General features: G+C 65.6%; 27 protein-coding genes. 15 read left to right on the forward strand and 12 right to left on the reverse strand.

The window, feature by feature from the left end; translation table 11 throughout:
* Positions 1-122: 122 nt before the first annotated feature.
* Positions 123-1,454 (reverse strand): tRNA (N6-isopentenyl adenosine(37)-C2)-methylthiotransferase MiaB, encoded by a 1,332-nt coding sequence (gene miaB / locus PVV74_RS03085; protein WP_103761910.1) that lies wholly within the window; start codon positions 1,452-1,454, stop codon positions 123-125.
* Positions 1,455-1,568: 114 nt separating this feature from the next.
* Between miaB and PVV74_RS03090 the strand changes: the two genes are divergently transcribed.
* Entirely contained in the window at positions 1,569-2,438 is an 870-nt protein-coding gene (locus PVV74_RS03090; protein ID WP_274592186.1) for a hypothetical protein, read from the forward strand.
* A gap of 7 nt (positions 2,439-2,445) precedes the next feature.
* Here the strand turns inward: PVV74_RS03090 and PVV74_RS03095 are convergent, their stop codons facing one another.
* The 7 genes from PVV74_RS03095 to PVV74_RS03125 all read right to left on the reverse strand — a co-directional run bounded on the left by PVV74_RS03095 (position 2,446) and on the right by PVV74_RS03125 (position 8,271).
* Positions 2,446-3,051 (reverse strand): ferric reductase-like transmembrane domain-containing protein, encoded by a 606-nt coding sequence (locus PVV74_RS03095; RefSeq protein WP_103761703.1) that lies wholly within the window; start codon positions 3,049-3,051, stop codon positions 2,446-2,448.
* 7 nt (positions 3,052-3,058) lie between these two features.
* Positions 3,059-3,562 (reverse strand): Twin-arginine translocation pathway signal, encoded by a 504-nt coding sequence (locus PVV74_RS03100; protein WP_103761912.1) that lies wholly within the window; start codon positions 3,560-3,562, stop codon positions 3,059-3,061.
* A gap of 191 nt (positions 3,563-3,753) precedes the next feature.
* Positions 3,754-4,185 carry a PACE efflux transporter gene (locus PVV74_RS03105; RefSeq protein ID WP_103761913.1) on the reverse strand — a complete coding sequence of 144 codons (432 nt, stop codon included), beginning with the start codon at positions 4,183-4,185 and terminating at the stop codon, positions 3,754-3,756.
* A 171-nt stretch (positions 4,186-4,356) separates the two neighbouring features.
* Positions 4,357-4,656: a hypothetical protein gene (locus PVV74_RS03110; RefSeq protein ID WP_146049955.1), complete on the reverse strand. Its 300-nt coding sequence runs from the start codon at positions 4,654-4,656 to the stop codon at positions 4,357-4,359.
* A gap of 101 nt (positions 4,657-4,757) precedes the next feature.
* A complete protein-coding gene (locus tag PVV74_RS03115) occupies positions 4,758-5,549 on the reverse strand; it encodes an enoyl-ACP reductase FabI (protein WP_103761705.1) in 792 nt (263 codons plus the stop codon).
* An 8-nt stretch (positions 5,550-5,557) separates the two neighbouring features.
* Complete coding sequence (gene fabB, locus PVV74_RS03120) at positions 5,558-6,787, reverse strand: beta-ketoacyl-ACP synthase I (RefSeq protein ID WP_274592187.1); 1,230 nt, start codon at positions 6,785-6,787, stop codon at positions 5,558-5,560.
* A gap of 77 nt (positions 6,788-6,864) precedes the next feature.
* On the reverse strand, positions 6,865-8,271 hold the full coding sequence (locus tag PVV74_RS03125; RefSeq protein ID WP_274592188.1) for a PAS domain S-box protein: 1,407 nt from the start codon (positions 8,269-8,271) through the stop codon (positions 6,865-6,867).
* A 293-nt stretch (positions 8,272-8,564) separates the two neighbouring features.
* Between PVV74_RS03125 and PVV74_RS03130 the strand changes: the two genes are divergently transcribed.
* Entirely contained in the window at positions 8,565-9,449 is an 885-nt protein-coding gene (locus PVV74_RS03130) for a sulfotransferase (protein WP_274592189.1), read from the forward strand.
* A 97-nt stretch (positions 9,450-9,546) separates the two neighbouring features.
* Entirely contained in the window at positions 9,547-9,768 is a 222-nt protein-coding gene (locus PVV74_RS03135) for a hypothetical protein (protein ID WP_103761709.1), read from the forward strand.
* Positions 9,769-9,793: 25 nt separating this feature from the next.
* Here the strand turns inward: PVV74_RS03135 and fabA are convergent, their stop codons facing one another.
* Entirely contained in the window at positions 9,794-10,303 is a 510-nt protein-coding gene (gene fabA / locus PVV74_RS03140) for a bifunctional 3-hydroxydecanoyl-ACP dehydratase/trans-2-decenoyl-ACP isomerase (RefSeq protein ID WP_103761710.1), read from the reverse strand.
* A 155-nt stretch (positions 10,304-10,458) separates the two neighbouring features.
* Here fabA and irrA point away from each other — a divergent pair, with 155 nt between their 5' ends.
* Positions 10,459-10,884 (forward strand): iron response transcriptional regulator IrrA, encoded by a 426-nt coding sequence (gene irrA / locus PVV74_RS03145; RefSeq protein WP_057795915.1) that lies wholly within the window; start codon positions 10,459-10,461, stop codon positions 10,882-10,884.
* Between the two features lie 10 nt (positions 10,885-10,894).
* Positions 10,895-11,881 (forward strand): NADPH:quinone reductase, encoded by a 987-nt coding sequence (locus tag PVV74_RS03150; protein ID WP_274592190.1) that lies wholly within the window; start codon positions 10,895-10,897, stop codon positions 11,879-11,881.
* Positions 11,882-11,927: 46 nt separating this feature from the next.
* On the opposite strand, the gene PVV74_RS03155 is transcribed toward PVV74_RS03150, so the two are convergent.
* Both PVV74_RS03155 and PVV74_RS03160 read right to left on the reverse strand, forming a co-directional pair.
* Positions 11,928-12,587 (reverse strand): hypothetical protein, encoded by a 660-nt coding sequence (locus tag PVV74_RS03155; protein ID WP_274592191.1) that lies wholly within the window; start codon positions 12,585-12,587, stop codon positions 11,928-11,930.
* Between the two features lie 190 nt (positions 12,588-12,777).
* Positions 12,778-13,209 carry an FKBP-type peptidyl-prolyl cis-trans isomerase gene (locus PVV74_RS03160; protein WP_103761713.1) on the reverse strand — a complete coding sequence of 144 codons (432 nt, stop codon included), beginning with the start codon at positions 13,207-13,209 and terminating at the stop codon, positions 12,778-12,780.
* Positions 13,210-13,376: 167 nt separating this feature from the next.
* Between PVV74_RS03160 and PVV74_RS03165 the strand changes: the two genes are divergently transcribed.
* The 10 genes from PVV74_RS03165 (at position 13,377) to PVV74_RS03210 (ending at position 24,794) form a co-directional block, all read left to right on the forward strand.
* A complete protein-coding gene (locus PVV74_RS03165) occupies positions 13,377-14,060 on the forward strand; it encodes a haloacid dehalogenase type II (RefSeq protein ID WP_274592192.1) in 684 nt (227 codons plus the stop codon).
* Positions 14,060-14,893 carry an alpha/beta fold hydrolase gene (locus PVV74_RS03170; protein ID WP_274592193.1) on the forward strand — a complete coding sequence of 278 codons (834 nt, stop codon included), beginning with the start codon at positions 14,060-14,062 and terminating at the stop codon, positions 14,891-14,893. The genes PVV74_RS03165 and PVV74_RS03170 overlap by 1 nt, the downstream gene beginning before the upstream one ends.
* Positions 14,890-15,876 carry a threonine ammonia-lyase gene (locus tag PVV74_RS03175; protein ID WP_274592194.1) on the forward strand — a complete coding sequence of 329 codons (987 nt, stop codon included), beginning with the start codon at positions 14,890-14,892 and terminating at the stop codon, positions 15,874-15,876. Before PVV74_RS03170 ends, PVV74_RS03175 begins: the two co-directional genes overlap by 4 nt.
* Positions 15,873-16,337, forward strand: coding sequence for a macro domain-containing protein (locus PVV74_RS03180; RefSeq protein ID WP_274592195.1), 465 nt, complete (start codon positions 15,873-15,875; stop codon positions 16,335-16,337). Before PVV74_RS03175 ends, PVV74_RS03180 begins: the two co-directional genes overlap by 4 nt.
* Before the next feature lie 129 nt (positions 16,338-16,466).
* Entirely contained in the window at positions 16,467-17,672 is a 1,206-nt protein-coding gene (locus PVV74_RS03185; RefSeq protein ID WP_274592196.1) for an endonuclease/exonuclease/phosphatase family protein, read from the forward strand.
* 375 nt (positions 17,673-18,047) lie between these two features.
* Positions 18,048-20,006, forward strand: coding sequence for a hypothetical protein (locus PVV74_RS03190; protein ID WP_274592197.1), 1,959 nt, complete (start codon positions 18,048-18,050; stop codon positions 20,004-20,006).
* 66 nt (positions 20,007-20,072) lie between these two features.
* On the forward strand, positions 20,073-20,882 hold the full coding sequence (gene pcaD / locus PVV74_RS03195; protein ID WP_274592198.1) for a 3-oxoadipate enol-lactonase: 810 nt from the start codon (positions 20,073-20,075) through the stop codon (positions 20,880-20,882).
* An 80-nt stretch (positions 20,883-20,962) separates the two neighbouring features.
* A complete protein-coding gene (locus tag PVV74_RS03200; RefSeq protein ID WP_103761718.1) occupies positions 20,963-22,201 on the forward strand; it encodes a TCR/Tet family MFS transporter in 1,239 nt (412 codons plus the stop codon).
* Positions 22,202-22,254: 53 nt separating this feature from the next.
* Entirely contained in the window at positions 22,255-23,340 is a 1,086-nt protein-coding gene (locus PVV74_RS03205; RefSeq protein ID WP_274592199.1) for a zinc-binding dehydrogenase, read from the forward strand.
* 221 nt (positions 23,341-23,561) lie between these two features.
* Positions 23,562-24,794 (forward strand): mandelate racemase/muconate lactonizing enzyme family protein, encoded by a 1,233-nt coding sequence (locus PVV74_RS03210; protein WP_274592200.1) that lies wholly within the window; start codon positions 23,562-23,564, stop codon positions 24,792-24,794.
* A 79-nt stretch (positions 24,795-24,873) separates the two neighbouring features.
* Here the strand turns inward: PVV74_RS03210 and PVV74_RS03215 are convergent, their stop codons facing one another.
* A complete protein-coding gene (locus PVV74_RS03215) occupies positions 24,874-26,166 on the reverse strand; it encodes a S8 family serine peptidase (protein ID WP_103761721.1) in 1,293 nt (430 codons plus the stop codon).
* Position 26,167: the final 1 nt, after the last annotated feature.

Consider the following 26,167-nt stretch of genomic DNA (forward strand, 5'->3'; position numbering starts at 1 on the left):
GAAGTATAAATAGCCAGATATTGTGGCACTGCGGGAAACAATGGCCACCTATGGGTTATCCACACCCCGACAGGCCAAATTACCCCGCCACCAGAGGGCGTTACGGCCAGACCGCCGGAAATTCAGGCAGGCAGCACCCGCCCGCCCAGAGAATTGGCGCCGCTCTCGATGATTTCCACCCGGCGCAGGTCGCCCGACTGCACGGTGGAGTCGCTCACATGCACCGCGTGCAGGTAATCCGACTTGCCCACCATCTGTCCGTCGCGCCGCCCGGCCTTCTCGAACAGCACGCCCACCTCGCGGCCCACCATCGCGTCCTGGATCGCGCGCTGCTGCTCGGTGATCAGCGCCTGAAGGCGGTGCAGACGCTCGGTCTTCACCTCCTCGTCCAGCTGCGCACGCTCCGCCGCGGGCGTGCCGGGCCGTGTGGAATACTTGAAGGAATAGGCGTAGCCATAGCGGACCTCTTCGATCAACGCCATCGTGTCCGCGAAATCCGCCTCTGTCTCTTCGGGGAAGCCCACGATGAAATCCCCCGACAACAGGATATCGGGCCGCGCCGCGCGGATGCGCTCGATCAGCCGGATATAGCTTTCGGCAGTATGGCTGCGGTTCATCCGCTTCAGAATCCGGTCGCTGCCCGACTGCACCGGCAGGTGCAGGTACGGCATCAGCTTGGCGCACTCCCCATGCGCCGCGATCAGGTCGTCGCTCATGTCGTTGGGATGGCTGGTGGTGAACCGGATGCGCTCCAGCCCGTCCACCTTGTCCAACTCCCAGATCAGCTGCGCCAGCGACCAGTCATTCCCGTCCGGCCCCTCGCCATGGTACGCATTCACGTTCTGACCCAGCAAGGTAAGCTCGCGCACACCGCGTTCCACCAGCTCCTTCGCCTCGTCCACGATGCGGCTGACCGGGCGGCTTACCTCGGCCCCACGGGTATAAGGCACCACGCAGAAGGCGCAGAACTTGTCGCAGCCCTCCTGAACGGTCAGGAACGCGGTCGGGCCGCGCTTGGCCTTGCCACCGCGCTTGCGCAGCGTCTCGAACTTGTCATCCAGCGGAAACTGCGTATCCAGCGCCTTGTCCCCACCCCGTGCCTTGGCCTCCAGCGCCGGCAGATTGTGATAGCTTTGCGGCCCCACCACCAGGTCCACCATCGGCTGGCGGCGCATGATTTCCTCGCCCTCGGCCTGGGCGACACAGCCGGCCACGCCGATCTTGAGGTCCGGCTTGGCGTCCTTCAGCCCCTTGAACCGGCCCAGCTCCGAATAAACCTTTTCCGCGGCCTTTTCGCGTATGTGACAGGTGTTGAGCAGAATCATGTCCGCGTCGTCGGGCGTGTCCGTCTCGACATACCCCGCGCCACCCATGGCCTCGGCCATGCGCTCGCTGTCATAGACGTTCATCTGGCACCCGTAGGTCTTGATGTATAGCTTCTTCGCTTCGGACATGGCCACACCCTGCATCTCAAGCGGTTTCAAGGCGCCTGCCTACACCACCTGCCGCCCGACTTGCAATGCGCCGCGAATTGCGGAATTTTACCGGCGCAGCCCCAGAGGATGACGATGCAGTACCCCACCCTCTCCGCCTTTTTCGACAGCCCCGGCACCGCGCTCGCCAAGGGCCCCGTCGCCATGATCTTCGTCGAGGACGAGGTCGAGGTCGACAGCGCGATCCGCCATCAACTTGACACCGGGTTTGCGTCGGTGCTGGTGTTCATGCCCCACGCCTTTGACCTGGCCCCCGACGTGGCCGACCGGGTCGAGCGGATCGGCCATGACATCGCGGCGGGCGACAGCTTCGTCGAGGCGGTGAACCGCGTGATCGAGGCCGCACCGGGCCTCTGGCTCTATTATTGCTTCAACGCCGAATACCTGTTCTTCCCGTTCTGCGAGACGCGCACCGTGGGCGAAATGCTGGCCTTTCACACAGAGGAACGTCGCGACGCGATGTTGACCTACGTGGTGGACCTCTATGCCGGCGATCTCGACCGCCACCCCGGGGCCGTGTCGCTGGAGGATGCCCATCTCGACCGCTCGGGCTATTACGCGCTGGCGCGCAACGACCCCGACAACCACAACCACCCGCGCGAACGGCAACTGGATTTCTTCGGCGGTCTGCGCTGGCGCTACGAGGAGCATATCCCGGTGGAACGTCGCAAGATCGACCGCATCTCGCTGTTCCGCGCCAAGCCGGGGCTGGAACTGCGTCCCGATCACACCTTCAACGACGAAGAATACAACACCTATGCCTGCCCGTGGCACCACAACCTGACGGCGGCGGTGGCCTCGTTCCGCACCGCCAAGGCGCTGAAACGAAACCCGGGCTCGACCTTCGACATCCACACCTTCAAGTGGCACAATTCCGCGCCCTTCGAATGGCATTCGCGGCAATTGCTGGATCTTGGCCTGATGGAACCCGGCCAGTGGTTCTGAAGTGCCCCTAGCGCGTGGACCGACGCCGCGCCGCCCAGATCCGCAAATCCAGGATCACTTTCACCGTGGCGCCCAGCGCCAGCGCAAATAGCGCGTACTTGCTCACCGTTTCCATCGTGCCTTGAATAAGAACCGCGTGCAGGCCCGTGCCCGCAACGATCAGCACCGCCAGCGCCGTATGCGCCCGCCGCCATGTCATCGGCCGCACCCCCAGCCGCTTGCGCATCACCGCCAGCGCGGCGGTGGCAAAGATCAGCCACATCACCAGCACGCCCCAGACCGAGAACGGCGTGGGCGAGCGCAGCAGCAACGCATCCACCACGTCCGGCGGGCTGGTCAGCCACAGCCCGCCCACATGCAGCACCACCAGCGCCACGATCCCCGCGCCGACCCAGCGATGCACCCGCCGCCCCTTCAGCGCAGGCACACCGGGCAGGTATCCGCCCGCCAGCAAGGGTTGCAACAGCATCAGGGCAAAGCCCACGATCCCGGCAAAGCCGGCCAGGATGTAGATCGGTTGGCGCCATTGCAGCAGCGGGCTGAACCCCGCCGCCACGACGGGCACAAGAAGGGCGGCGCAGACCGCCGCCCATATCGAAAGCTTGCGAAACATCAGGACTTTACGCCGGGACCAGTACGAACTCCACGTCAAGTGAAGTCTGCCCCGGGCTTGTCATCACCGGGCGCAGGAACACCGTCTCGAAGCCGCCATCGTCATACTCGGCATCATAGGCCAGATGGCCGTGCGGCTGACCAAAGGCAGGCACGATCTGCGGCATGTCCATGACGAACCGCCCGTTCCGGTCGGTCAGGGTCGCACCATGGCTTTCCGGGTCGCGCTCGTGCCCCTCGGTGGTGTGCGCCCACATCTGGATGCGGCGGCCTTCAAGCGGCGCACCATCCCCCGCACGACGCACCGTGCCGGTCATGGAAAAGCCGCCATTGCCAATGCGCTCCACGATCTGCGCACCGGGGCGATAATTGTTGGCGCCGCCCGGCATCGTCGGCGTCGGCTGCACGCCCGCCGCTCGCGCCGGCACGATCAGGCCCGATCCCAGAGCCACGGCGGCGGCCGCGCTGCCGGTCGCCATCAGCTTGCGTCGATTGATCAGTCGGGGTCTCATATCGGTCTCTCCTGTCAGGTCGGGGGCGCAGGCTGCCATACCGGGCACAACCTGCGCCATCATACCCTATTCAAGATAACGCCGATCCGCCGCAGGCAAACCGCCCTCACGCCACCGTGACCGCGCGAATTCGTCCCGATCGGCGGCGTTCGGCCCAGCCGCCATCGATGACGCGGCATCGCCGCTCAGCGTCATACCGCCTGCCCGGTCCATTCCGGCAGCGGAAACACCATGTCGTACAGCCAGTTAAAGCCCAGCGCATAGACCATGTAAAACAGGGCGAACGACAGATCCATCACCAGCGCGTGCCACAGCGAGACCTGCAAATACCACGCGATGAACGGCATCAGCACCACCAGGAGCCCAAGCTCGAACAGGCCCGCATGGACAACGCGCACCATCGCGGTCTTGCGAGTCGAGCCTGTCCGGCGCCGCAAGACCAGGTCGAAGCCGAAATTGAACACCATGTTCCAAAGCGTGGCGATGGTCGCGCTGACAAGGCCGACCACCCCGATATCATGCATCGGCATGCCAAAGGCCACAGCTCCCAGCGGAACGATCAGGATCAGGGCGATGATTTCAAAGCTCAGCGCATGGCGCAGACGGTCAAACGGTGATCTCATGGAACCCTCCCACATCTAACCGGGCCGTCCCGGATGCAAACTACCCGTTTGGGGAGGTCGTCCTCTGCACAGTCAGATGCGGCTTCATCGCGCCGCTTTCAAGCGACACCGCTCGGATCGTGGAAGATGTGGCAGAAAAGGCACCACCCGCGCGTCGTATCGCGGTCCCGGTTACTGCCGCAGGTTCATCAACGCCCGCGTGATCGCGCTATGCTCGCTCGCGTTGCCGCTACCCAGGTCGCTCATCGCCGTCAGATAGCCGCTGCCGGTCTCGGTGCTTTCCAGCCAGTCGACACCGTAAGCATAGACACCCTGCATCCGGTCATGCATCACCGGGTATAGCGCCCGCTCCTGCCAGATCGCCGTCATGCACAGCCCCATCAGACAAACCTGAACGCCACGCGCCCACTTGCGGGCGGTCTTGCCCTTGGCCTGGCGTTTTTCGAGGCGTACCTCTTGGGGAGAGCGCATGAAGGTCATGCGTACAAAGTCCCCGAATCCCGTGGCAATATTGTGGCGATACTCGGACCAAACCGGGACATCTCAAGGTTTAGTTGATAGGAGCCTCGAGGCTAAAGGTTCTCCGGCTGCGGCATCCCCAGCACGTGATAGCCGCCATCGACCTTGATCACCTCGCCGGTGGTGCAGGCGCCCGCCGGGCTGGCCAGGTACACTGCCGTGCCCCCGATCGCCTCCAGCGTGGCATTGGCCCGCATCGGCGAATTTTCCTCGGTGTGCCGAAAGGTCCGCCGCGCCCCGCCGATGGCCGCGCCCGCCAGCGTCTTCATCGGCCCGGGGCTGATCGCGTTGACGCGGATCTTGTCGGGGCCAAGATCGTTGGCCAGGTAGCGCGTCGTCGCCTCCAGCGCCGCCTTGGCCACGCCCATCACGTTATAGTTCGGCACCACCCTGTTCGACCCCTGGTAGGTCAGGGTCAGCATCGTGCCGCCGTTCTCCTTCATCATCGGATAGGCGCGCCGGGCGATCTCGATGAAGGAATAGACCGAGATATCCATCGAATGCTTGAAATTCGTCCGGCTGGTGTTCAGGAACCGCCCAGACAGCTCGGACTTGTCGGAATAGGCGATGGCATGCACCACGAAGTCGATCGTCGGCCAGGTTTCGGCCAGCTTGGCAAAGGCCGCGTCCAGCGACTCGTCCTTGGTGACATCCACATCCATCAGGATGTTGGACCCCACCGAGTTGGCCAGCGGCTCGACCCGCTTGGCAAACGCCTCGCCCTGGTAGGAAAAGGCCAGCTCCGCGCCCGCCTCGTGCATCGCCTTGGCGATCCCCCACGCGATGGACCGGTCATTCGCCACCCCCATGATCAGGCCGCGCAGTCCTTGCATAGAATTTGTCATCCGGCGTCCTATCCGTCGAACCGGCTCAGCAGCATCGAGCCATTCGTGCCGCCGAAACCGAAAGAGTTGGTCATCACCGTATCAAGCCCGGCATCGTCCACGCGGGCCGTCGCGATCTCGCCCTCAAGGATCGCGGGGTCCAGCGTCTCGACATTGATCGACGGGATGATGAAATCGTGGTGCAGCGCCAGCAGGCAATAGATCGCCTCCTGCGCGCCCGTGGCCCCCTGGCTGTGCCCGGTCATCGACTTGGTGGAGCTGATGGGAGGCACCTTGCCCTCGCCGAATATCCGGCGCACGGCCTCCACCTCACCCGCGTCACCGACCGGGGTCGAGGTGCCATGCGCGTTGATATAGCCAACCTTGCGATCCTCGGGCAGCGTCTGCAGCGCCAGGCGCATCGCCCGTTCGCCGCCTTCGCCGCTGGGGGCAACCATGTCATGCCCGTCGCTGGTGGCGGCATAGCCCGTCACCTCGGCATAGATCTTGGCGCCCCGCGCCTTTGCATGCTCCAGGTCCTCCAGCACGACGATCCCGCCGCCGCCGGAAATCACGAATCCGTCGCGGCCCGCGTCGAACGCCCGGCTCGCCTTTTCGGGGGTGTCGTTATACTTCGACGACATCGCGCCCATCGCGTCGAACAGGCAGCTCAACGTCCAGTCCAGTTCCTCGCCGCCGCCTGCGAACATCACGTCCTGCTTGCCCATCATGATCTGTTCCGCCGCATTGCCGATGCAGTGCAAGCTCGTGGAACAGGCCGAGGTGATGGAGTAGTTGATGCCCTTGATCCGGAACGCCGTCGACAGGTTGGCGCTGATCGTCGAGGACATGCATTTCGGCACCGCGAATGGCCCGATCCGCTTGGGGCTGCCCTTTTCCAGTACCGTCTGGTGCGCCGCCAGCATGGCCGAGGTGGACGGCCCGCCGGACCCTGCCACCAGCCCGGTGCGCGGGTTGACGATTTCGCCCTCGTCCAGCCCGGCATCGGCGATGGCCTGGGTCATCGCGATATGCGCATAGGCCGCACCCGGCCCCATGAAGCGCAGGGTGCGCTTGTCCACATGCTCGGTGACGTCCAGCTTGACGTCCCCGGCGATCTGGCTGCGGAACCCGTGTTCCGCCATCTGCTCGTTGGCGGTGATGCCCGAACGTCCCTCCTTCAAGGAGGAAAGGACTTCCTCGGCATTGTTGCCGATGCTGGAGACGATCCCCAGCCCGGTGACGACGACACGACGCATGTTGCCTCCCTACCTGATTGTTCGCGTTGTAGGGCATGCAAGGCGGCGGGTGCAAGATCAATGCCGCGTCCGGGAGGCTATCCCACCAGGGAAAAATGCTCCGGATCGATCGAGATCGTCCAGTGAACACCCTCTGCGTCCAGGTGGTACAGCGCTTGCGTGCCCAGCATCGACGGCGCCAGCGAGGTCAGCACCGTGCTGCCGAATCCCGGCGCGTCTTCCTCGGGCGGATGCGCCAGGCTGCGTTCCTGCCAGCTCAGGTCCAGAACGCGGCCACCGGCCCCCTGCCCCAGCTTCCAGTTCAACTGCACCTCACCGGCGTCATGCGCCAGCGCGCCGTATTTCATCGCGTTGGTGGCCAGCTCGTGCAGGGCGATCCCCAACGTCTGGACCGCCTGCGGCAGCAACCGCACCTCCGGGCCCGACAGGCGGACACGCGCATCGTTTTCAACGGTGAACGGACGCAGATGACCCATCACCAGGTCGCGCAGGTCCGCATCGTCCCACTGCCCGCCGACCAGCAGATCGGTCGATTTCGACAGCGCCGTGATCCGGTCTCCGAACTTCGAGTTGAATTCCTCGACCGACGTCGCGCCCCGGGCTGTCTGGCGCTGCACCGCCGACACGATGGTCAGCATGTTCTTGGCCCGGTGGATGACCTCGCGCGACATCAGCTCGCGGGCTTTCTCGGCTTTGCGCAACTCGCTAATGTCACGGTGGATGTTGGAAATCGCCACCACGTCGCCATCCACGCCCCGGATGGGCGCACAACTGATCCAGACCTCGCGTGCCGTGCCGTCGCGGGCTATGCGCGCCGCCTCGAACTGGCTCAGTCGCCCCGCGATGATCTCGTCACGATACCATGCGACGGGCATTTTCTCGTCCTCGGGGTACATGGTCGCCAGCGATCTCCCGATGATCTCGTCGCTCGAATACCCGTAAAGCCGCTCCGCCGCCGGGTTCCACGACGTGATCTTGCCCTCCAGGTCATAGGTCAGGATCGCGTCCGACGTCCCCGCCACCAGCGCGGCCAGCGCGTTGCTGTCCACCGCCGTGCGTTTCAGCGCGTCCCGTTCCTGGTGGCGCTGCGTCACGTTGCGGTGCTGGATCGTCAGAAAGGGCTGCCCTTCGAAAACAAGCCGCGTTGCGGTCAGCTCGAACCAGCGTTTCACGGTGGGGCTGTCACAGGGGTATTCGCACACGAACGGATCGCCCGAGCGCAGCGTCATCTCCAAAGAGTCCGCAATCAGCCGGGCTTCCATGCTCGACTCGCCGTCCGCCGCCCGACAGATGTCGAAATAGTTGCTGCCGACATAGCCCGAGGGCGCCCCGTCATTCTCTGCACTGAACTGCTTCCAGGCGGAATTGGCCGCGATGACCACGCCGTCGGCATCCACGATCACGAACTCGTCCGGCAGCGCGTCTATGAATTCCGTCACGCCCATCCGGCCGACCGGCCCGAAAGCATCACTGTTGGTCTGCACGCGCTCTTGCCTCGTTACTCTATTGCGGTTGCGACCCTACGTGGGGACGATGTCCCACAGGCACAACCTTGGTATAATCGAAGCGACCTTATCCCAGCCTGTTCGCCCCGCTGCAATAAACTCGTTTAATTGCAGTTAACTTTACGTGACGTAAGCGAAAAATCGCCGAAATGCCGCCAAATCAGTCACTTAACCCGGCGCCGCACCCCTATGCCGCGAAAACTTGAGCGATTCTGCCCGTTGTGGCAGCATTTCGGCCAGATCGCGCCCATCGGCGCGGTGGACATTTGGAAATGACGTTGCGTAATGCGCCTCCGCCCCGCCAGCCGGGCCTCGACGACACCACCTTCCTGGTCTGCATCGGGGCGGCGAAATGCGCCACCAGCTGGCTGCACGCCTACCTGTGCGACCTGCCCGGCTGCGCCCCCTCGCCGCTCAAAGAGGTGCATTTCTTCGACGCCCGCCACCCCGAACACGCCCTGGGCGATCCCGACGCGCTGGCGCTGGCACGGCTGAAATTCCATCTCGACCAGCCGGGCGCGACACCCGATACCCTGAAACGCAGCCCCGCGTTCCGCGCCAGCCTCGACCGGGTGCAGATGGTTCACGACGACAGCGCCTATTTCCGCCACTTCGCCGGTCTGCGCGGCCCGGATACCCGTTGCGTCGCCGACATAACGCCGGGCTATTCCGCCATCGGCCCGGCGGGCCTTGCCGATATCCGCGATGTCTTCGCCCATCAGACCTGCCGCCTGCGCCTGCTCTTCATAATGCGCGATCCGGTCACCCGCTTCTGGTCGCAGCTGCGCCACCTGGAACAGATCGCGCCCGACACCCGCGCCACGCAGGACTGGGACAGGGTCCGCCACATGCCCGCCCTTGTCGCGCGGGCCGACTACACCGGAATCGTCACCGCCCTCGACGCCACCTTCCCGGCAGGCGACGTGCTCTATCTCTTCTACGAAACCTTCTTCACCGAGGCCGCCCAGCGCCGCCTCTGCGAATTCATCGGCCTGCCCCATGCCCCGGCGGACGCCGGCACGGTCCGCAACGAGACCACGCTCAAGGCCCCGCTGCCCCGCGCCGCCCGTGACGCGCTCGCGGCCCAGCTTGCGCCGCACTACGCCTTCTGCCGCGACCGCTTCGGCGCAGAGGTGCCCACCGGCTGGCAAGACTGACGGCCGGAAAAACTTTGAACCATCGCGCGCCGCGCGCCGACCCATCCCCGTACAACACGCGCCGATCATCCGTGGCGCACCAACGGAGGATACCAGAATGCCCGAAGATCTCGCACCCAGCTTCACCGACGACACCCTGCTCGACCCCGCCACCCGGTCACTGGCCGAGCGCATGGCCGACGACATCATCGCCCGCAGCGTCATGCAGTCATTCGAACCCAAGGATCAGGAAACCGTTCCGATGAAGGATTTCTCCGAACCCGAATGGGACAGCCTCGTGCCGCCCGACATCTCGGACAGTTTCGACTTCCTGCTCTAGGGCGATGCGATCAATGGGTCGCGCTTCAGGTCTCGCTAAGCGCGACCTTCATGTCCTTGACCTGGTAGATCACCTCGCCATCGGCCTCGACCCGGCCATCGGCCACGCCCATGGTCAGGCGCCGCGTCTGCACGGCCTTGGTGAAATCCACGTAATAGGTCAGCATCTTGCGGTCCGGGCGGACCATGCCGGTCAGCTTCACCTCGCCCACGCCCAGCGCATAGCCGCGCCCCTGCCAGCCGCGCCAGCCCAGGTTGAAACCCGTCAGCTGCCACAGCCCGTCAAGGCCAAGGCACCCCGGCATGATCGGGTTGCCCGGAAAATGACACTCGAAGAACCACAGGTCCGGCTTGATGTCGAACTCGGCCACCACATGCCCTTTGCCATGCGGCCCGCCATCGCCCGAAATATCGGTGATCCGGTCCATCATAAGCATCGGCGGCTCGGGCAGCTGCGCATTGCCGGGGCCGAAAAGCTCGCCACGTGCGCATTTCAGCAGGTCTTCGCGGTCGAAGCTGCTCGGGAAGTCGGCCATAGGGTCGCACCCTTTTCTCTATTGGTTCCGTTACCTGATCCTGTAACACCCCGCAAAACCCCCGCGCAAGCCCTGCCGCAATGCGCTATGGTGCAGAATTTTGTTTGAAATTCCCCCGCCACGCCCCCTATATTGATCGGGAGACAGGAGCTTTCATGACCGACACCGAGGCAACAACCCGAGGCACCGAATGGCTCGCAGGCGCGGGCCTGCGCCCGACCCGTCAGCGCGTTGCGCTGGCCACGCTGCTCGTGGGCGACGGACAGCATCGCCACGTCACCGCCGAAAGCCTCTTTGCCGCGGTCTGCGAAAACGGTGACAGCGTGTCGCTTGCCACCGTCTACAACACGCTCCGCGCCTTCTGCGACGTGGGCCTGCTGCAAGAGGTCACGGTCGACGGGTCCAAAAGCTATTTCGACACCAACACCCACGATCACCCGCATTTCTTCTGGGAGGACGAACAGCGCCTCTCCGACGCGCCCGCCGATGAGCTTGAGATCGCCCGCCTGCCCGGCGCCCCCGAAGGTGCCGAAATCGCAAGCGTCGACGTGGTGATCCGCCTGCGCCGCAAGTCCGGCTGAACTGCCCGGGATGCGCGCCGCTTATTACGAAACATTCGGAGCCCCCGAAGACGTCCTGATCATTGGTGAGGTCGACACCCCCACGCCCGGTCCGGGCGAGGTTCTGGTCCGGTTGACCCATTCCGGCGTGAACCCGTCCGACGCCAAGTCCCGCGCGGGCACCCGCCCCGGCGTGACCAAGCCCGATTTCCCGCGCATCATCCCCCATTCCGACGGCGCCGGCACGATCTTCGCCGTTGGCGAAGGCGTCGACCCCGCGCGCATGGATCAGCATGTCTGGATCTGGAATGCCCAGTGGCAACGCGCCCACGGCACCGCGGCCGAAATGATCGCCCTGCCCGCAGATCAGGCCGTGCCCCTGCCCGAGGGCGTCAGCCACGAGGTCGGCGCCACGCTCGGCATCCCGGGCCTGACCGCGTGCCAGACCGTCTTTGGCGGCGGCGAAGTGGCGGGGCAGACTTTGCTCATCTCCGGCGGCGCGGGGGCCGTCGGCCACATGGCGGTGCAGCTGGCCAAATGGGGCGGTGCCACCGTCATCACCACCGCCTCCGCCGACGCCGCCGATTACGTGGCCGACACCGGCGCCGATCACGTGCTCGACTACCGCGACGACGATCTGACCGCGAAAATCAAGGACATCGCCCCCGGTGGCATCGACCGCGCGGTCGAGGTCGAGTTCGGCACCAACGCCGCTCTGCTGGCCGAGGTGATGAAGCCTCTGGGCACAATCGCCACCTACGGCTCGGCCAAGGACATGACGCCGGAACTGCCCTTCGGCGCGATGCTGTTCAAGGCGCTCAAGATCGACATTTCCCTGATCTACATCCTGCCCCCGGCGGAACGCGCCGCGGCCATCGCCCGCCTGCACGCCGCCCTCACCGAAGGCGCGCTGAAGCCCGCGATTCACGCCTGCCTGCCGCTCGCCGATTGCGTCACGGCGCACAACATGGTGCTCAGCCCCGGACGCCGCGGCGCGGTCTTGCTGGAAACCGTCTAAGCCGCCCTGCCTGCCATCGCAGCGGACCACACAGCTCAAGACAGCTCTACAGCTTCGCGAACTCCGCGCCGAGATTCCTGGTGCTGCCACCGGTCTCCAGCCGTTCGAGCATCGACGTGATCTTCTTCCTCCGCCGCCGCGAGCGGATCTGCCGCGCCTCGAGCTTGTGCGGTTTCAGCCGCACCCGCTCACCCTCGGCGTCCATGTCGAATTCGCGCACCGCGGCCACGACATGGTTGGCCTGGTTGGTCGCACAGACCGCCATCAGCTTCAGACAGCGGTCCTGCAGGTCCGTCTCGTCCCCGCTGTGCCCCGCCCGGCGGGCAACATCCTTGAAGGTTCCGATATCGACATAACCGCCTGACGGGATCGGCCCCTGCCCGGTCACGTTCGCCGGCTGCTCCATTTCCTCTTTCCGCAATTCCTCGCGGTCGACAACGCTGGACACATTGACGTCCTCGCCCGTGTCCAGAGACGCCAGAACGTCCAGCAGGTAAGCGGGCTGCGCGCCCATGTTCGACACCAGGCACCGGGCCTGCATGTCCTGTCCGCCGCCACGGTTGATCAGGATGCTGGACCGGCGCTGCTGGATATACCCGCTCAGGAAGATATGCAGATAGACCAGCCACACGACCGTCGTCGTCAGGCTGGCCGCGATCTGAACGATCTCCACGTTCTCTTTCAGAAAGTCCAACATTGTCGTCACGTCTCTTGCTCTTGCCGGCGTTTGCACAAGAGCCAACGCAATTCCCGCGCGCGTGTTCCCGACCGCGGGCGACACGAAAAAAACGCGCGTAACGCCAATGCGTCACGCGCGTTCAAAATATCGGACGCCTCGCTTTATCCCGAGACGCGCACGCCAGGGCGCGGCAAGGCCGCCGCCCTCGCGGCGTGGGTCAGCTGGCGATCTCGACCAGTTCCACGTCGAATGTCAGGTCCTTGCCCGCCAGCGGGTGGTTGGCGTCCAGCGTCACCTGCTCGTCAGTCACTTCGGCCACCATCACCTGAAGGGTCTGGCCCTGCGGCGTCTGGACCTGCAGTTGCGTGCCGATATCCAGCGGAATGTCGTCGGGAATGTCGGCGCGCGGCACCGCCTGCTTGGCGGCGGGGTCCAGCGGGCCATAGGCCTCGTCGGCGGGCACTTCCACGGTCTTCTTGTCGCCCACTTCCATGCCCGGAATGGCCTTTTCAAGCCCCGGAATGATCTGGCCCGAGCCCACCTCGAATTCCAGCGGGTCACGTCCCTCGCTGCTGTCGAAGGTCGTGCCGTCGGCCAGCGTGCCCTTGTAATGAACTTTTACCGTATCGCCGGATTTCACCTGCGTCATGTGGTTTCCAATCTGTTTGGGGGATGGGTTTCCAAGGCCGCGCCTCGCGCGGGTGCTTGCTTGTCTGGCCCAAAGCTAACCTGCCGTGGCGGCGATTGCAAACAGGGTTCCAACCCCGTTCCAGACGTGCCACTCTGCCCCGAACCACCCTGCACCCAAGGCCTGCAATGCCCATCACCACCTGCATCTTCGACGCCTACGGCACGCTTTTCGACGTGGCCGCCGCCGCCCGCACCGCCGCCAATGAGCCGGGGCGCGAGGCCTTCCGCGCCCATTGGCCCGCCATCGCCGAACACTGGCGTCTGAAACAGCTGCAATACACCTGGCTGCGCGCCATCACCGGCGATCACACCGATTTCTGGACCGCCACCCGGGACGGGCTCGACTGGGCGCTCGAAGCCGAGGGCCTGGCGGACGACACCGACCTGCGCGAACGCCTCCTGCAACTCTACTGGGAGCTTGAGGCCTACCCCGAGGTCCCCGCCATGCTGCACGCCCTCAAGGACAACGGCATGAACACCGCCATCCTGTCGAACGGCTCGCCCGACATGCTGGACGGCGCGGTGAAATCGGCGGGCATCGGCGACGTGCTCGATGACGTGCTCTCGGTCGAAAGCGTCGGCGTCTTCAAACCCCACGCCAGCGTCTACGACCTCGTCGGCGACCGCTTCGGCTGCGCCAAGTCCGAAGTCCTCTTCGTCTCCTCCAACGGCTGGGACGCCGCTGCGGCGGCGGGCTTCGGCTTCACCACCGCTTGGGTCAACCGCGCGGGTGCCCCGATGGACCGCCTGCCCGCCACCCCGGGCCATGTCCTGACGGACCTGACCGGCATCCCGGAGCTTGCCAAGTAATGCCGCACTTCACCACCTCCGACGGCCTCTCGCTGCACTACACCGACGAGGGAACCGGCACGCCCATCCTCTGCCTTGCCGGTCTCACCCGCAACGTCACCGATTTCACCTACCTCGTGCCGCACCTTTCAGATCACCGCGTCATCCGCCTCGACTATCGCGGGCGCGGCCTGTCGGAATACGCCGAGGATTACATGACCTACAACATCCTGCGCGAAGGCCAGGATGCCATCGAACTCATTGACCACCTCGGGATCGAGAAAACCATCCTCATCGGCACCTCGCGCGGCGGCCTCATCGCCATGGCGCTCTCGCACAGCCACCCCGACCGCCTCGCCGGCGTGGTGCTGAACGATATCGGGCCGGAAGTGGCCCCCATCGGCATCGAACGCATCATGGATTACGTCGGCAAGACGCCCCCCTTTGAAAACCTCGACGCCGCCGCCGACGCGCTGGCCGCAGGTCATGCCAGGGATTTCCCCGACATTCCCCTGACCCGCTGGCGCGAGCAGGCCGAATTCATGTGGCAGGACGCCCCCTCGGGCGGCATCGCCCTGCGCTACGACCCCCGCCTGCGTGATGCGCTCGTGGGCCAGGCCGGCGCGGGCGAGGCCGTGGATCTCTGGGCGCTCTTCGACGGGCTGAAACTCATCCCCACCGCCTCGATCCGGGGCGAGAATTCCGACCTTTTCACCGCCGAGACGCAAGCACAGATGCAGACCCGACACCCCGACATGATCACTGCCGTTGTGCCGAACCGCGGCCACGTCCCCTTCCTTGACGAGCCGCAATCCCTCGCCGCCATCCGCCAGCTATTGCAGGCCGCGGCATGAGCGACATCACCCTCATCCGCGCCGCCGCCAAGCGCCTCAAGGGCCACGCCCGCCGCACGCCGCTGCTGTCGTCGCCCTTCCTCGACGAGATCGCGGGCCGCCGCATCCTCGTCAAACCCGAGTGCCTGCAACACACCGGCAGCTTCAAGTATCGCGGCGGCCGCTCCGCCGTCTCGGCGCTCGATCCCGAGACCCGCGCCCGCGGCGTCATCGCCTTCTCCTCCGGCAATCACGCCCAGGGCGTGGCCCTCGCCGCCCGCCAGATGAGCGCCCCCGCCGTCCTCATCATGCCCGCCGACGCGCCACAGCTGAAGATCGCCAACACCCGTGCCCTCGGCGCCGAGGTCGTCCTCTACGACCGCGCAAACGGCGAAAGCCGCGAGGAGCTGGGCGAGAAACTCCAGGCCGAGAGGGGCCTCACCCTCATCCGCCCCTATGACGAACCACAGGTCATCGCGGGGCAAGGCACCTGCGGCTTGGAAATCGCGGAACAGGCGGGGGACCTTGGCATTCATGAGGCCGAAATGCTGGTCTGCTGTGGCGGCGGCGGCTTCACCTCCGGCATCGCGCTGGCGCTCGAGGCCGACGCGCCCGGCTTCACCGTCCGCCCGGTGGAACCCGAAGGCTTCGACGACGTCACCCGCTCGCTCGCCTCGGGGCAGATCGAGACAAACGCGGCCGTCAGCGGCAATATCTGCGACGCCATCCTTACCCCCGCGCCGGGCCAAATCACCTTCCCGATCCTCAAGCGCCTCGTTGGCCCCGGCATCACGGTCTCCGAGGACGACTGCCTGCGCACCATGGCCCACGCCTTCCAGCGCCTGAAACTGGTTGCCGAACCCGGCGGCGCCGCCGCGCTGGCCGCCGCCCTTTTCCACGGCGACCAGCTCAATGCCGACACGGTCATCGCCACCATCTCGGGCGGCAATGTCGACGCGCCCATGTTCGCGCGGGCCTTGCAAACTCTCGGAGGCACCTCATGAGACGTATCGAAGGAGACCTGATCGCCCTCGCCAGATCCGGACAGTTCGATGTGCTGGTTCATGGCTGCAACTGCTTCCACACCATGGGCGCGGGCATCGCCCGCATCATCGCCATGGAATTCCCCGCCGCCGCGCAGGCTGATATGGCCACCTCCAAAGGCGACCGCGCCAAGCTGGGCACCATCTCTCACGCCACGGTCGATTGCGACGGCCACAGCCTGACCATCGTCAACGCCTACACCCAGTTCGATCACAGCGGCCACGGGCAAAAGGTCGACTACGATGCACTGCAATCGGCCTTCGAGGCCGTTTCGACAGAGTTCCCCGAGGCCCGCATCGGTTACCCGCTGATCGGCGCTGGACTCGCGGGCGGCGACTGGGACGAGATCGCGCCGCGTATCGACGCCGCGCTCGACGAGATGGACCACGCCCTCGTGGTCCTGCCCGACGCGGGACGCTAGGCACATGCCGCGCCCGTCGCGCACCCGGAATTTGCGAAAATTCCGGAATAGAAAATGCGCATTTTCTATTCCGTTTTCCGCGCGGAAAACGCCCTCGGCCCAACCCGAAGCACCATCAGAAGGCCCGTCATGACCGACTTCACCATCGCCAGCTTCAACGTCAAGAACCTGATCGGACCCGACCAGGAATATTACGAATTCCAAAGCTACACCCCCGAGGAATACGCCTGGAAACTCGACTGGATGGCCGACCAGGTCCTGACGCTCGACGCCGACGTGATCTGCTTCCAGGAAATCTTCGAGAAAGACGCCCTGCACGCCGTCATCGACGAGGCGTCCATCCGCGCCCGCGCCCTCAACGACACGGCCATTCCCGACCGCTCAAAACGCTATCACCGCAAGGCGATCTTCCGCAAACTGGCCGTCACGCCCTATGACAACGCCACGCTGGCCTTTGCCCCCAACGCCGCCGACACCGGCACACCGGGCAAACGCCGGCCCGGCGTCGCGATCCTGTCGCGGCTGGGCTTCGACGGCACGCCCGAGATCATCCAGGACCTCGAAGAACCGCTCTCGATCCCCTTCCAGCCCCTGCGCGGCATGGAGGGCGCCCAAGACGCCGGGCATTACGTGCTGCGCCGCCTGTCACGCCCCGTCATCAAGGCCCGCATCCCGGTGGGCAGCCAGGTCGTCACCGTCTTCAACTGCCACCTGAAATCCAAGCTGGGCGAATATATCAAGCCCGAAGGCGCCGACTACGCCCCCGAAGAGGACCTCACCCATTACGATCCCATCGGCCGGGCCATGGGCGCGCTGCGCGCCACCGTCCGCCGCATGGCCGAGGCGTGGGTGCTGCGCCGCGAGGTCGTGCGCGAGATCGAGGCCGGCCACCCGGTCATGGTGCTGGGCGATTTCAATGACGGCGAACATGCCGTCTCGTCCGAGATCATTACCGGCGAGGCGCCCTTCAAGAACTATTCGTGGATGCTGCGCCACGACGCGCAAAACCGCTCCGACCGCTATTCCGACGAGGAAAACCGCCAGATCACCGAGGACGTGGAGCACGTGCGGCTCCACTCGGCGGAAAAGATGTTCGTGCGCAAGTCCCTGCGCGACATGGTCTACACCTCGGCCTTCGGAGGCGTCTACGAGAGTATCGACCAGATCTTCATGTCCCGCCACTTCCATCCCGACAATACCGACCGGACCGGCGACATGACCTATTTCAGCGTCTTCAACGACCATCTCACCGACGGCTCGCACCCCGAGGCGCCCTATAACAAGCTGGCCTCCGACCACGGCCAGATCATGGCGCATATGCGCATGAAAGGCTGACACTATCGGCGTGAAGCTCGCTTCGGGCCATTGGTCCGCTCTCGCCTTAGACCTCGTCCCGCACGAACTGGCGAACGTATCGCACTGATTCGGCGCCCCCCTTTCACGCGCGTGGCCGTGCATTATGCGGCCATCCGGAATGACTGGCGACGGCCCCTCATTTGGGCTTCGCGAGAAAGTCTTCGGGTCCAACTGCTTACCCGCCGAAGCTGCGACGTCTGACCGAATAACAACTAGAAATATAAAGATCTGTTGACATGACCCATGGCCACGAGTCATTTATAAGGGATTAAACGACCGCCTTTTTGGCAATGATTTTTTGATTTCAAGTTCGCAGTTTTCTGGTCAAAGCACATTATTCAAAGGAAATTTTCCATGCCCAAGGATCGTGCAGAATCCACCTATCGCGTCCGTGTCGAAGCCGCCGAACTGGCCAGGCACCGAAACCATCCCGAACATCGCGCCAACCCGGACGAGGCCCGCTACGGCGCCGCCTGCTATCCGATGAGCTTCACCAAGGGGCTCGATCACGACAACACGACCGGGCTCGTCGCCGACACCGGCGACTTCGAGGCGTTCCGCAAGGCCATCGACAACGGCTTCTGCGAACCTTTCACCACTCGGGTGCCCGTCCCGCGCGGCCCCGACACGGACGGCAACACCAATCCGCAGCGTCGCTTCTGGGAGGCACCGACCGCCGGCCTTGTCCACGACCTGCAAGGACCGGATTCGCAGGCCGTCACGATGCCCCCCGCGCCCGAACTCTGCTCGGACGAACTGGCCTTCGAGATGGCCGAGGTCTACGAGCTTGCCATCCTCCGCGACGTGCCGTTCACCGCGTTCGAGGAAGGCTCGGGCAATGCCGCCGTGGGCGGCTCTGCCAACCGGCTGAACAACCTCGCCTATGCGGCCGATGGCTTTCCCGGTCGCCCGCGCAAGACCGACGACGCCGGCAATTTGTCGACCGGCACCGTCTTTCGCGGCTCCTCCCCCGGCGTGCTGAACGGCCCCTACCTGTCGCAATTCCTGCTGATCGGCTCCTCGCCCGGTGCGAAAAAGCCCGAACAGGGCCTCATCGAGTACGGCGCCCAGCTTGTCGACCAGACGGTGCCCGTGGCGAAAGAGGGCGACGACTACATGACCACCTGGGACAAGTGGCTGGACGTGCAGCGCGGCTATGGCGGCACCGGCATCCAGGACTTTTCGCTGGATCAGCGCCGCTTCATCTGCACGCCGCGCGACCTGGCGACCTATGTCCACTTCGACGCGCTCTACCAGGCCTACCTGAACGCCACGCTGCTGCTTCTGGCCCAAAAGGCGCCCTTCGATCCGGCCTTCGACCTGTTGTCAGGCCCGCCGGGCGACCGGCTGATGACCGACGCCGCGACCGGCACCAAGGTGCCTTACAACGCCGGCGGCTTCGCGCTCTGGGGCGGCCCTCACATCCTCAGCCTCGTGACCGAGGTCGCCACGCGAGGTCTCAAGGCCGTGCGCTACCAGAAGTTCAACGTCCACCTGCGGCTCCGCCCCGAGGCGCTGGCGGGCCGGCTCGCCCGTGCCGATGAGATCGAAAAGCGTTTCCCGCAGATCTGCGGCTGCTTCACCGACATGCGTGACGCGCTGAACGAAACCCTGACCGCGCTCGACAACCACCCGACCAGCGGCAACGGCGCCGATGCGGCGCTGCTCCCAATGGCATTCGGAGAGGGATCCCCCATGCACCCGACCTACGGTGCGGGCCATGCCACCGTCGCCGGCGCCTGCGTGACCATGATCAAGGCGTTCTACGACACCTCCACGGTCTTCGTCCGCATCACGAACCCGAAAGACGAAACCGACTGTGATGCAGGCTTCTACGACAAGGCCGCGATCCATGACGCCCTCTGCGCCGGCAAGGTGGTCGAGGCCGGCGCCTATCACTGCGAGATGTTGACCAAGGAGGAACAGAAGAAGGCCGAGCATTGCAAGAAGGACTGTGGCGTTCACCTGCCGATGTCCAAGCTCGTCTTCAAGCCATGCGGCACCTACAAGCTGGTCAAGAAGAACACGAAGAAGAAAATCGCGGAACATGTCGTGCTGCACCCGGTCGACAAGAAGACCCCGTGCTGCCCGCTCACGCTCGAGGGCGAGTTGAACAAGCTCGCCGCCAACATCTCGATCGGGCGCAACATGGCCGGGGTCCACTACTTCTCGGACTATTACGACAGCCTGCGCATGGGCGAGCAGATCGCCATCGGCATCCTCGAAGAGCAGGCTCTTTGCTATCCGGCGGACGACTTTGTCATGTCTGTCCCCACGTTCGACGGTAAGATCCGCCGGATTGGGCGCAAATAGCGTCCGCCCCAAGCAGCGGCCCGGGTGCTCTCCCTCCCCGGGCCGTTCGCGATGGACAAGGCCGGCATGTTGTGGCTCTCTGCGCCAATGCCGCATGTTCATCTCAACGATATATCCATCCACTACCTTGACGAGGGCGACGCGGGCGGCGCCCCTGTCGTCTTCGCCAATTCGCTGGGCACCGACCTGCATCTGTGGGACGCGATCCTGCCCCACCTGCCCGCCGGTCTACGCCTCATCCGCTATGACAAGCGCGGCCACGGCCAGACCAGCGTGCCGCCCGCGCCCTACGCCATGGGCACGCTCGTCCGCGACGCCGAGGCGCTGCTGGACCATTTGAACATCCGCGACTGCGCCTTCGTCGGCCTCTCCATCGGCGGGCTGATCGCGCAGGGGCTGGCGGTCAAACGCCTCGACCTCGTCCGCTGCATGGTCTTGTCCAACACCGCGGCCAAGATCGGCAACCACCAGCTCTGGCAGGACCGTATCGATGCCGTCCGGTCCGGCGGGATCGAGGCGTTGGCCGATGCCACCATGGAACGCTGGTTCTCCCGCGACTTCCTCGCGACGCCCGACTTGCAAACCTGGCGCGACATGCTGACCAGCCAGCCGGATGAGGGCTATATCGGCTGTTCGGCGGCCATCTCCGGCACCGATTTCTACACCCCCACCAGCGGCCTGCGCCTGCCCACGCTGGGCATCGCCGGCTCCGAGGACGGCGCCACCCCGCCCGACCTGGTGCGCGAAACGGTGGACCTGATCCCCGGCTCCGAATTCCACCTGATGCGCCGCACCGGCCACCTGCCCTGCGTCGAGGCGCCCGAGGCCTATGCCGCACGTCTGACGCAGTTCCTGACTGACACAGGCCATATCTGAGCCGGCCACACACACCGCGCCCTTCCCGCCATGACCGGCCCCGGCTACAGTCGAACGCAAAGACCCAGACCGGAGCCTTCATGTCGTCGCGCCTGCCCACCGCGTTCATTCTGATCACCGTCGTGATAGACGCCATGGGCATCGGGATCATCATCCCCGTGATGCCCGAGCTGATCATGGATATCGACGGCGGCACGCTTGCCTCGGCGGCGGTCTGGGGCGGGGTGCTGACCTCGCTGTTCGCGGTGATGCAGTTCCTCTTCGGACCCATGGTGGGCAACCTCAGCGACCGCTTCGGGCGACGGCCCATCCTGCTGGGCTCGCTGCTGATCCTTGCACTCGACTACATGGTGATGGCCGTGGCCCACGCCATGTGGCTGCTTGTTCTCGGGCGCCTCGTCGGCGGCATGATGGCCGCCACGCAATCCACGGCGGCGGCCTTCATGGCCGACACCTCGCCGCCGGAAAAACGCGGCGCGGGCTTTGGCCTGGTGTCGGCGGCCTTCGGCATGGGCTTCGTGCTCGGCCCCGTGATCGGCGGTTTCCTGGGCGATCTCGGCCCCCGCGCGCCCTTCTATGCCGCCGCAACGCTGGCCTTCGCCAACTTCCTCTTCGGCTTGGCGGTGCTGCCCGAGACCATCACGCCCGACCGCGCCCGCCCCTTCGTCTGGGCCCGCGCCAACCCCTTCGGCGCGCTGAAACAGATCCGCGCCCTGCCCGGCCTCGGGCGCCTGCTGGTCGTGCTGCTGCTCTATCAACTGGCGTTCAACGTCTACCCCGCCGTCTGGTCCTATTTCACCACCGCCGCCTTCGGCTGGGACCCGTCGATGATCGGCCTTTCGCTCGGCATCTTCGGCATCTCGATCTTCGCCGTGCAGGCGGGGCTGATCGGCCTCACCATCTCGCGGCTGGGCGAGGCCGGGACCGTGGTGCTGGCCCTCGGCTTCGCGATCGTCAGCTTCGCCGTTCTGGGCGTCATCTCCAATGGCTGGCTGGCACTCGCCCTCACGCCCATCTCGGCGCTGGCCGCAATGTGCGTGCCCGCGCTGCAGGCCATCATGTCCCGCCGCACGCCACACGATGCCCAGGGCGAGCTTCAGGGCATCTTCACCTCCGTCGGCGCGCTGGCCATGATCATCTCGCCGCTGATGATGACCAACATCTTCGCCGCCTTCACGAGCCCCGATGCATCTTTCCGTCTACCCGGCGCCCCCTTCCTCGCCGCGCTTCTGCTGGTGGCCCTTGGCCTCGTCCTCTTTCTCACCCGCAGGCGCCACGTATCCGCCGATTACGCCGCGACAGGTCGCAATCGGCCTTGAAACCGCTTGGAAAAACCGATCAGGCTGGCGGTTAACGAACTCCGGGAGGGACCATGAAAACCATCAAAGCCGCCGTGTGCCACGAATTCGGCACCCCCCTCGTGGTCGAGGACGTGCGCCTGCGCGCCCCCGAACAGAACGAAGTCGAGGTCGCGCTGGAAACCGTGGCGATCTGCCATTCCGACATTTCCTATGCCGACGGCGCATGGGGCGGCTCCCTGCCGGCAGTCTATGGCCACGAGGCCGCGGGCCGCATCTCGGCCATCGGCGACGGCGTGACCGGCCTTGCCGTGGGCGACCCGGTGGTGGTCACGCTGATCCGCGCCTGCGGGCAATGCCCCAGCTGCGGCGCGGGCCGGCCCACGGGCTGCGAAACGCCCTTCGATGGCGATCACGGCGCGCTGTCGACAGCGGATGGCGGCAAGTTGCACCAGGCCATGGCCTGCGGCGCCTTTGCCACCGACGTGGTCGTGCACCACTCCCAGGTCGTGAAGATCCCCGAAGGCATGGCGATGGACGCGGCCTCGCTTCTGGCCTGCGGCGTCGTCACCGGCGTCGGCGCGGTGGTCAACGCGGCCCAGCTTCGGGCCGGACAGGACGTGGTGGTGATCGGCGCGGGCGGCGTCGGCCTCAATGCCATCCAGGGCGCGCGCATCGCCGGCGCCCGCCGCATCGTCGCCGTCGACATGACCGAGGACAAACTGGCCGACGCGAAAGCCTTCGGCGCCACCGACGGCGTGCTGGCCTCCCAGGACAAACCATGGCGCGCCGCCAAGGCGGCGATGGGCCGTGGCGCCGACGCCGTACTGGTCACCCTGGGCGCCGCCCGCGCCTATGACGAGGCGCCCCGCTACATCGCGGGCGGCGGAAAGGTCATCATGGTCGGCATGCCTGCCACGGGGGCCCAATCGACTTACGAGCCCGCCAACTTCGCCGCCGCCGGGCAGAGCATGGTCGGCTCGAAAATGGGTGACGTGGTGATCCGCCGCGACATCCCCTGGATGATCGACCTCTACGGCCAGGGCCGGCTGAAACTGGACGAACTCATCTCCAACCGCTGGACCCTCGACCAGATCAACGATGCCATCGCGGACACCAAGACCGGCAATGCCCGGCGCAACGTCATCATGCTGCGATAGGCCGCCACCGGGCGCGGCATTTTCCGGCGACCGTCATACGGTCTGTTAAAAAATGAGTCCGCCCGACGCGCACCGTCGCGACACCACCCGGATACCGACGCGATACCGACACGGATTTCGGCTTTTCGACGCCGTTAACCCTTTGCCCGAATCGTACCGATTTCCGGCTTGCCCCGTCGCGCCTCTCGGGCCACCGTGACACCGACAGCAGGGAGACCTTCATGAAACTCAAGGACCTCGACATCCTCGTCACTTCGCCCCCCGCGCCGGGTTGGGGCGGGCAGTACTGGATCCTGGTGAAACTGACCACGGATAACGGTATCATCGGCTGGGGCGAATGCTATGCCAGCAGCGTCGGCCCCGACGCCATGACCGCCGTCATCACCGACGTATTCACGCGGCACATGCAAGGCCAAAGCCCTGAAAACATTGAATTCATGTTCCGCCGCGCCTATTCCTCGGGCTTCACCCAGCGCCCCGACCTGACCGTCATGGGTGCCTTTTCCGGGCTGGAAATCGCCTGCTGGGACATCCTCGGCAAGGCCCGCGAACGGCCGGTCTGGGCCCTGCTTGGCGGGCGGATGAACGACCGCATCCGCGCCTATACCTATCTCTACCCCCTGCCCCATCACGACATCACCCCGTTCTGGACCTCGCCCGACATGGCCGCCGAGTCGGCGCTCGACCTGCTAAGCCGCGGATATACCGCGGTAAAGTTCGACCCCGCCGGCCCCTACACCATGCGCGGCGGTCACATGCCCGCCGGCACCGACATCTCGCTCTCGGCCGCATTCTGCAAGGCCATCCGCGAGGCCGTGGGCGACCGCGCCGACCTTCTCTTCGGCACGCACGGCCAGTTCACCACGGCGGGCGCCATCCGCCTTGCCAGGGCGATCGAGCCCTACGATCCGCTCTGGTACGAGGAGCCGGTTCCCCCTGATAACGTTGGGGAAATGGCGAAAGTGGCCGCGGCCACGTCGATCCCCGTCGCAACCGGCGAGCGCCTGACCACCAAGGCCGAATTCGCGCCTGTCCTGCGCTCCAGCGCGGCGTCGATCCTGCAACCGGCGCTCGGTCGCGCGGGCGGGATCTGGGAGGTCAAGAAGATCGCCGCCATGGCCGAAGTCTACAACGCGCAAATGGCCCCGCATCTGTATGCCGGGCCGGTGGAATGGGCGGCGAACATCCATCTCGCGGCCTCGATCCCCAATATCCTCATGGCCGAAACCATCGAAACGGAGTTCCATAACCGCTTGATCAAGAACACCATTCAGATCGAGGACGGCTTCATCATCCCGCCCGAAACCCCCGGGCTGGGGATCGAGGTAGACGAGGATCTCGCCCGCGCGCATCCCTTCACCGGCGACGGTCTGCACCTGCAAATGCAGGACGCGCCCTGCGATTACGTGAATGGCAATTCCTTCGCCGGGGGGGCTCCGGTCAAGGCCGAGTGAGAACCCGTCGCGGCGCTTTAAGACATGCTTAACCGCTTCATGGTCTGATCGTGCTGGACATCCTTTGTGGGACCAAAACTCAGCAGCCGCCGGACTGCACCAGGCCGTAGCCATAGTGCGAGTCCCGCCCACCGGGACCCAAATCCTTCGCCGTGCTGCGCAGGTACGCCCGTGCGCCGTTCAGCGACAGCCCCCCGCGCGACGCCCGCCGCGCCAGGATCGCGGTCACCACGGGCGCCGCAAAGGACGTGCCCGAGCGATAGCTGCCGCCGTTGCCCCAGGCCACGTAAAGGTCCACGCCGGGGGCCGCGAACTCGATATGCTTGCCGTAATTGGCCCGGCCATAGAGCCGCCCGCCCGCATCCACCGCCGTCACCGCGATGGTGCTGGGCGAGGCCGCAGGATAGACCGGCGCACCGGATCTGTCATTGCCCGCGGCGGCCACGATCACCACGCCCTTGTTCTGCGCCAGCCCCAGCAACTTGGCGAACACCTGGTTGCTGGCCCCGGCAAAGGACATGTTGACCAGCCGCACCCCACTGCCCACCACCCAGTCGAGCCCGGCCGCCACGGCCTCCAACCGGCCGCCGTCACTGCTTTTTTCCAGCCCGAACGCCTCGGCGGCATAGACCTGCACACCCGGCGCCAGGCCGGCCAGCGGCCCGGCCCCGCTGGAGCCCGCGATCAGGCCCGAAACGGCGGTGCCATGGCTGGCCCCGGTGCGGCGCGCGCCCTCGCGCAGAAAGCTCTGGCGCACGATCCGCACCCCGCCAAAGGCCGGATGGCCCGCATTGACCGCACCGTCGATCACGCCCACGCGGATGCTACGCCCCACGCGGCAGCTCTGACCCGGCGCGTCGCCCACCATCAGCGCGTGGTAAACGCGCGGACCGGCAGAGCGGAAATAGATCTTGTGCAGGTCCAGCACCGCCGACGGCGTGCGGCCGGCCAACAGCGCCCGCCCCTGTGCCAGGGTCAAGGTGCGCGGGAAGGAAAAGAAATACATCTGCTGACCGAATTGCGGCAAGGGGCGTTCGCGCAACAACGTGGCGCCAGAGGTGACCAAGGCCTGCACCGCGCCCGCGGCCTGCGCCCGGTTGACCAGCAACACGTATTCCGGCGAGCCGTCGGCGGTCGCAACCTCGTCGCCTGCCGCCCGGCGCAGCCCACCGCTCGGTTTTTTACGCGGGTTGTTGCCTGCGTCCCCGCCCCGTCCGCCGGCGCCCTGCTGGACCTCGACGAGACCGGGAAGACCGCAGGTCCCGGCGCAGCCGGGCGCGGCCACGGCCACCGCCGCTCGCGCCTCCTGCGGTATCGTTGCCAGCGTCAGGCACAGCGTTGCAAAGGCAAGAAAGAAGCGGAAAAAAGTCATG

It is taken from the genome of Roseovarius sp. SK2 (genome assembly GCF_028807495.1).
In the GTDB taxonomy this organism is placed as follows: domain Bacteria; phylum Pseudomonadota; class Alphaproteobacteria; order Rhodobacterales; family Rhodobacteraceae; genus Roseovarius; species Roseovarius confluentis.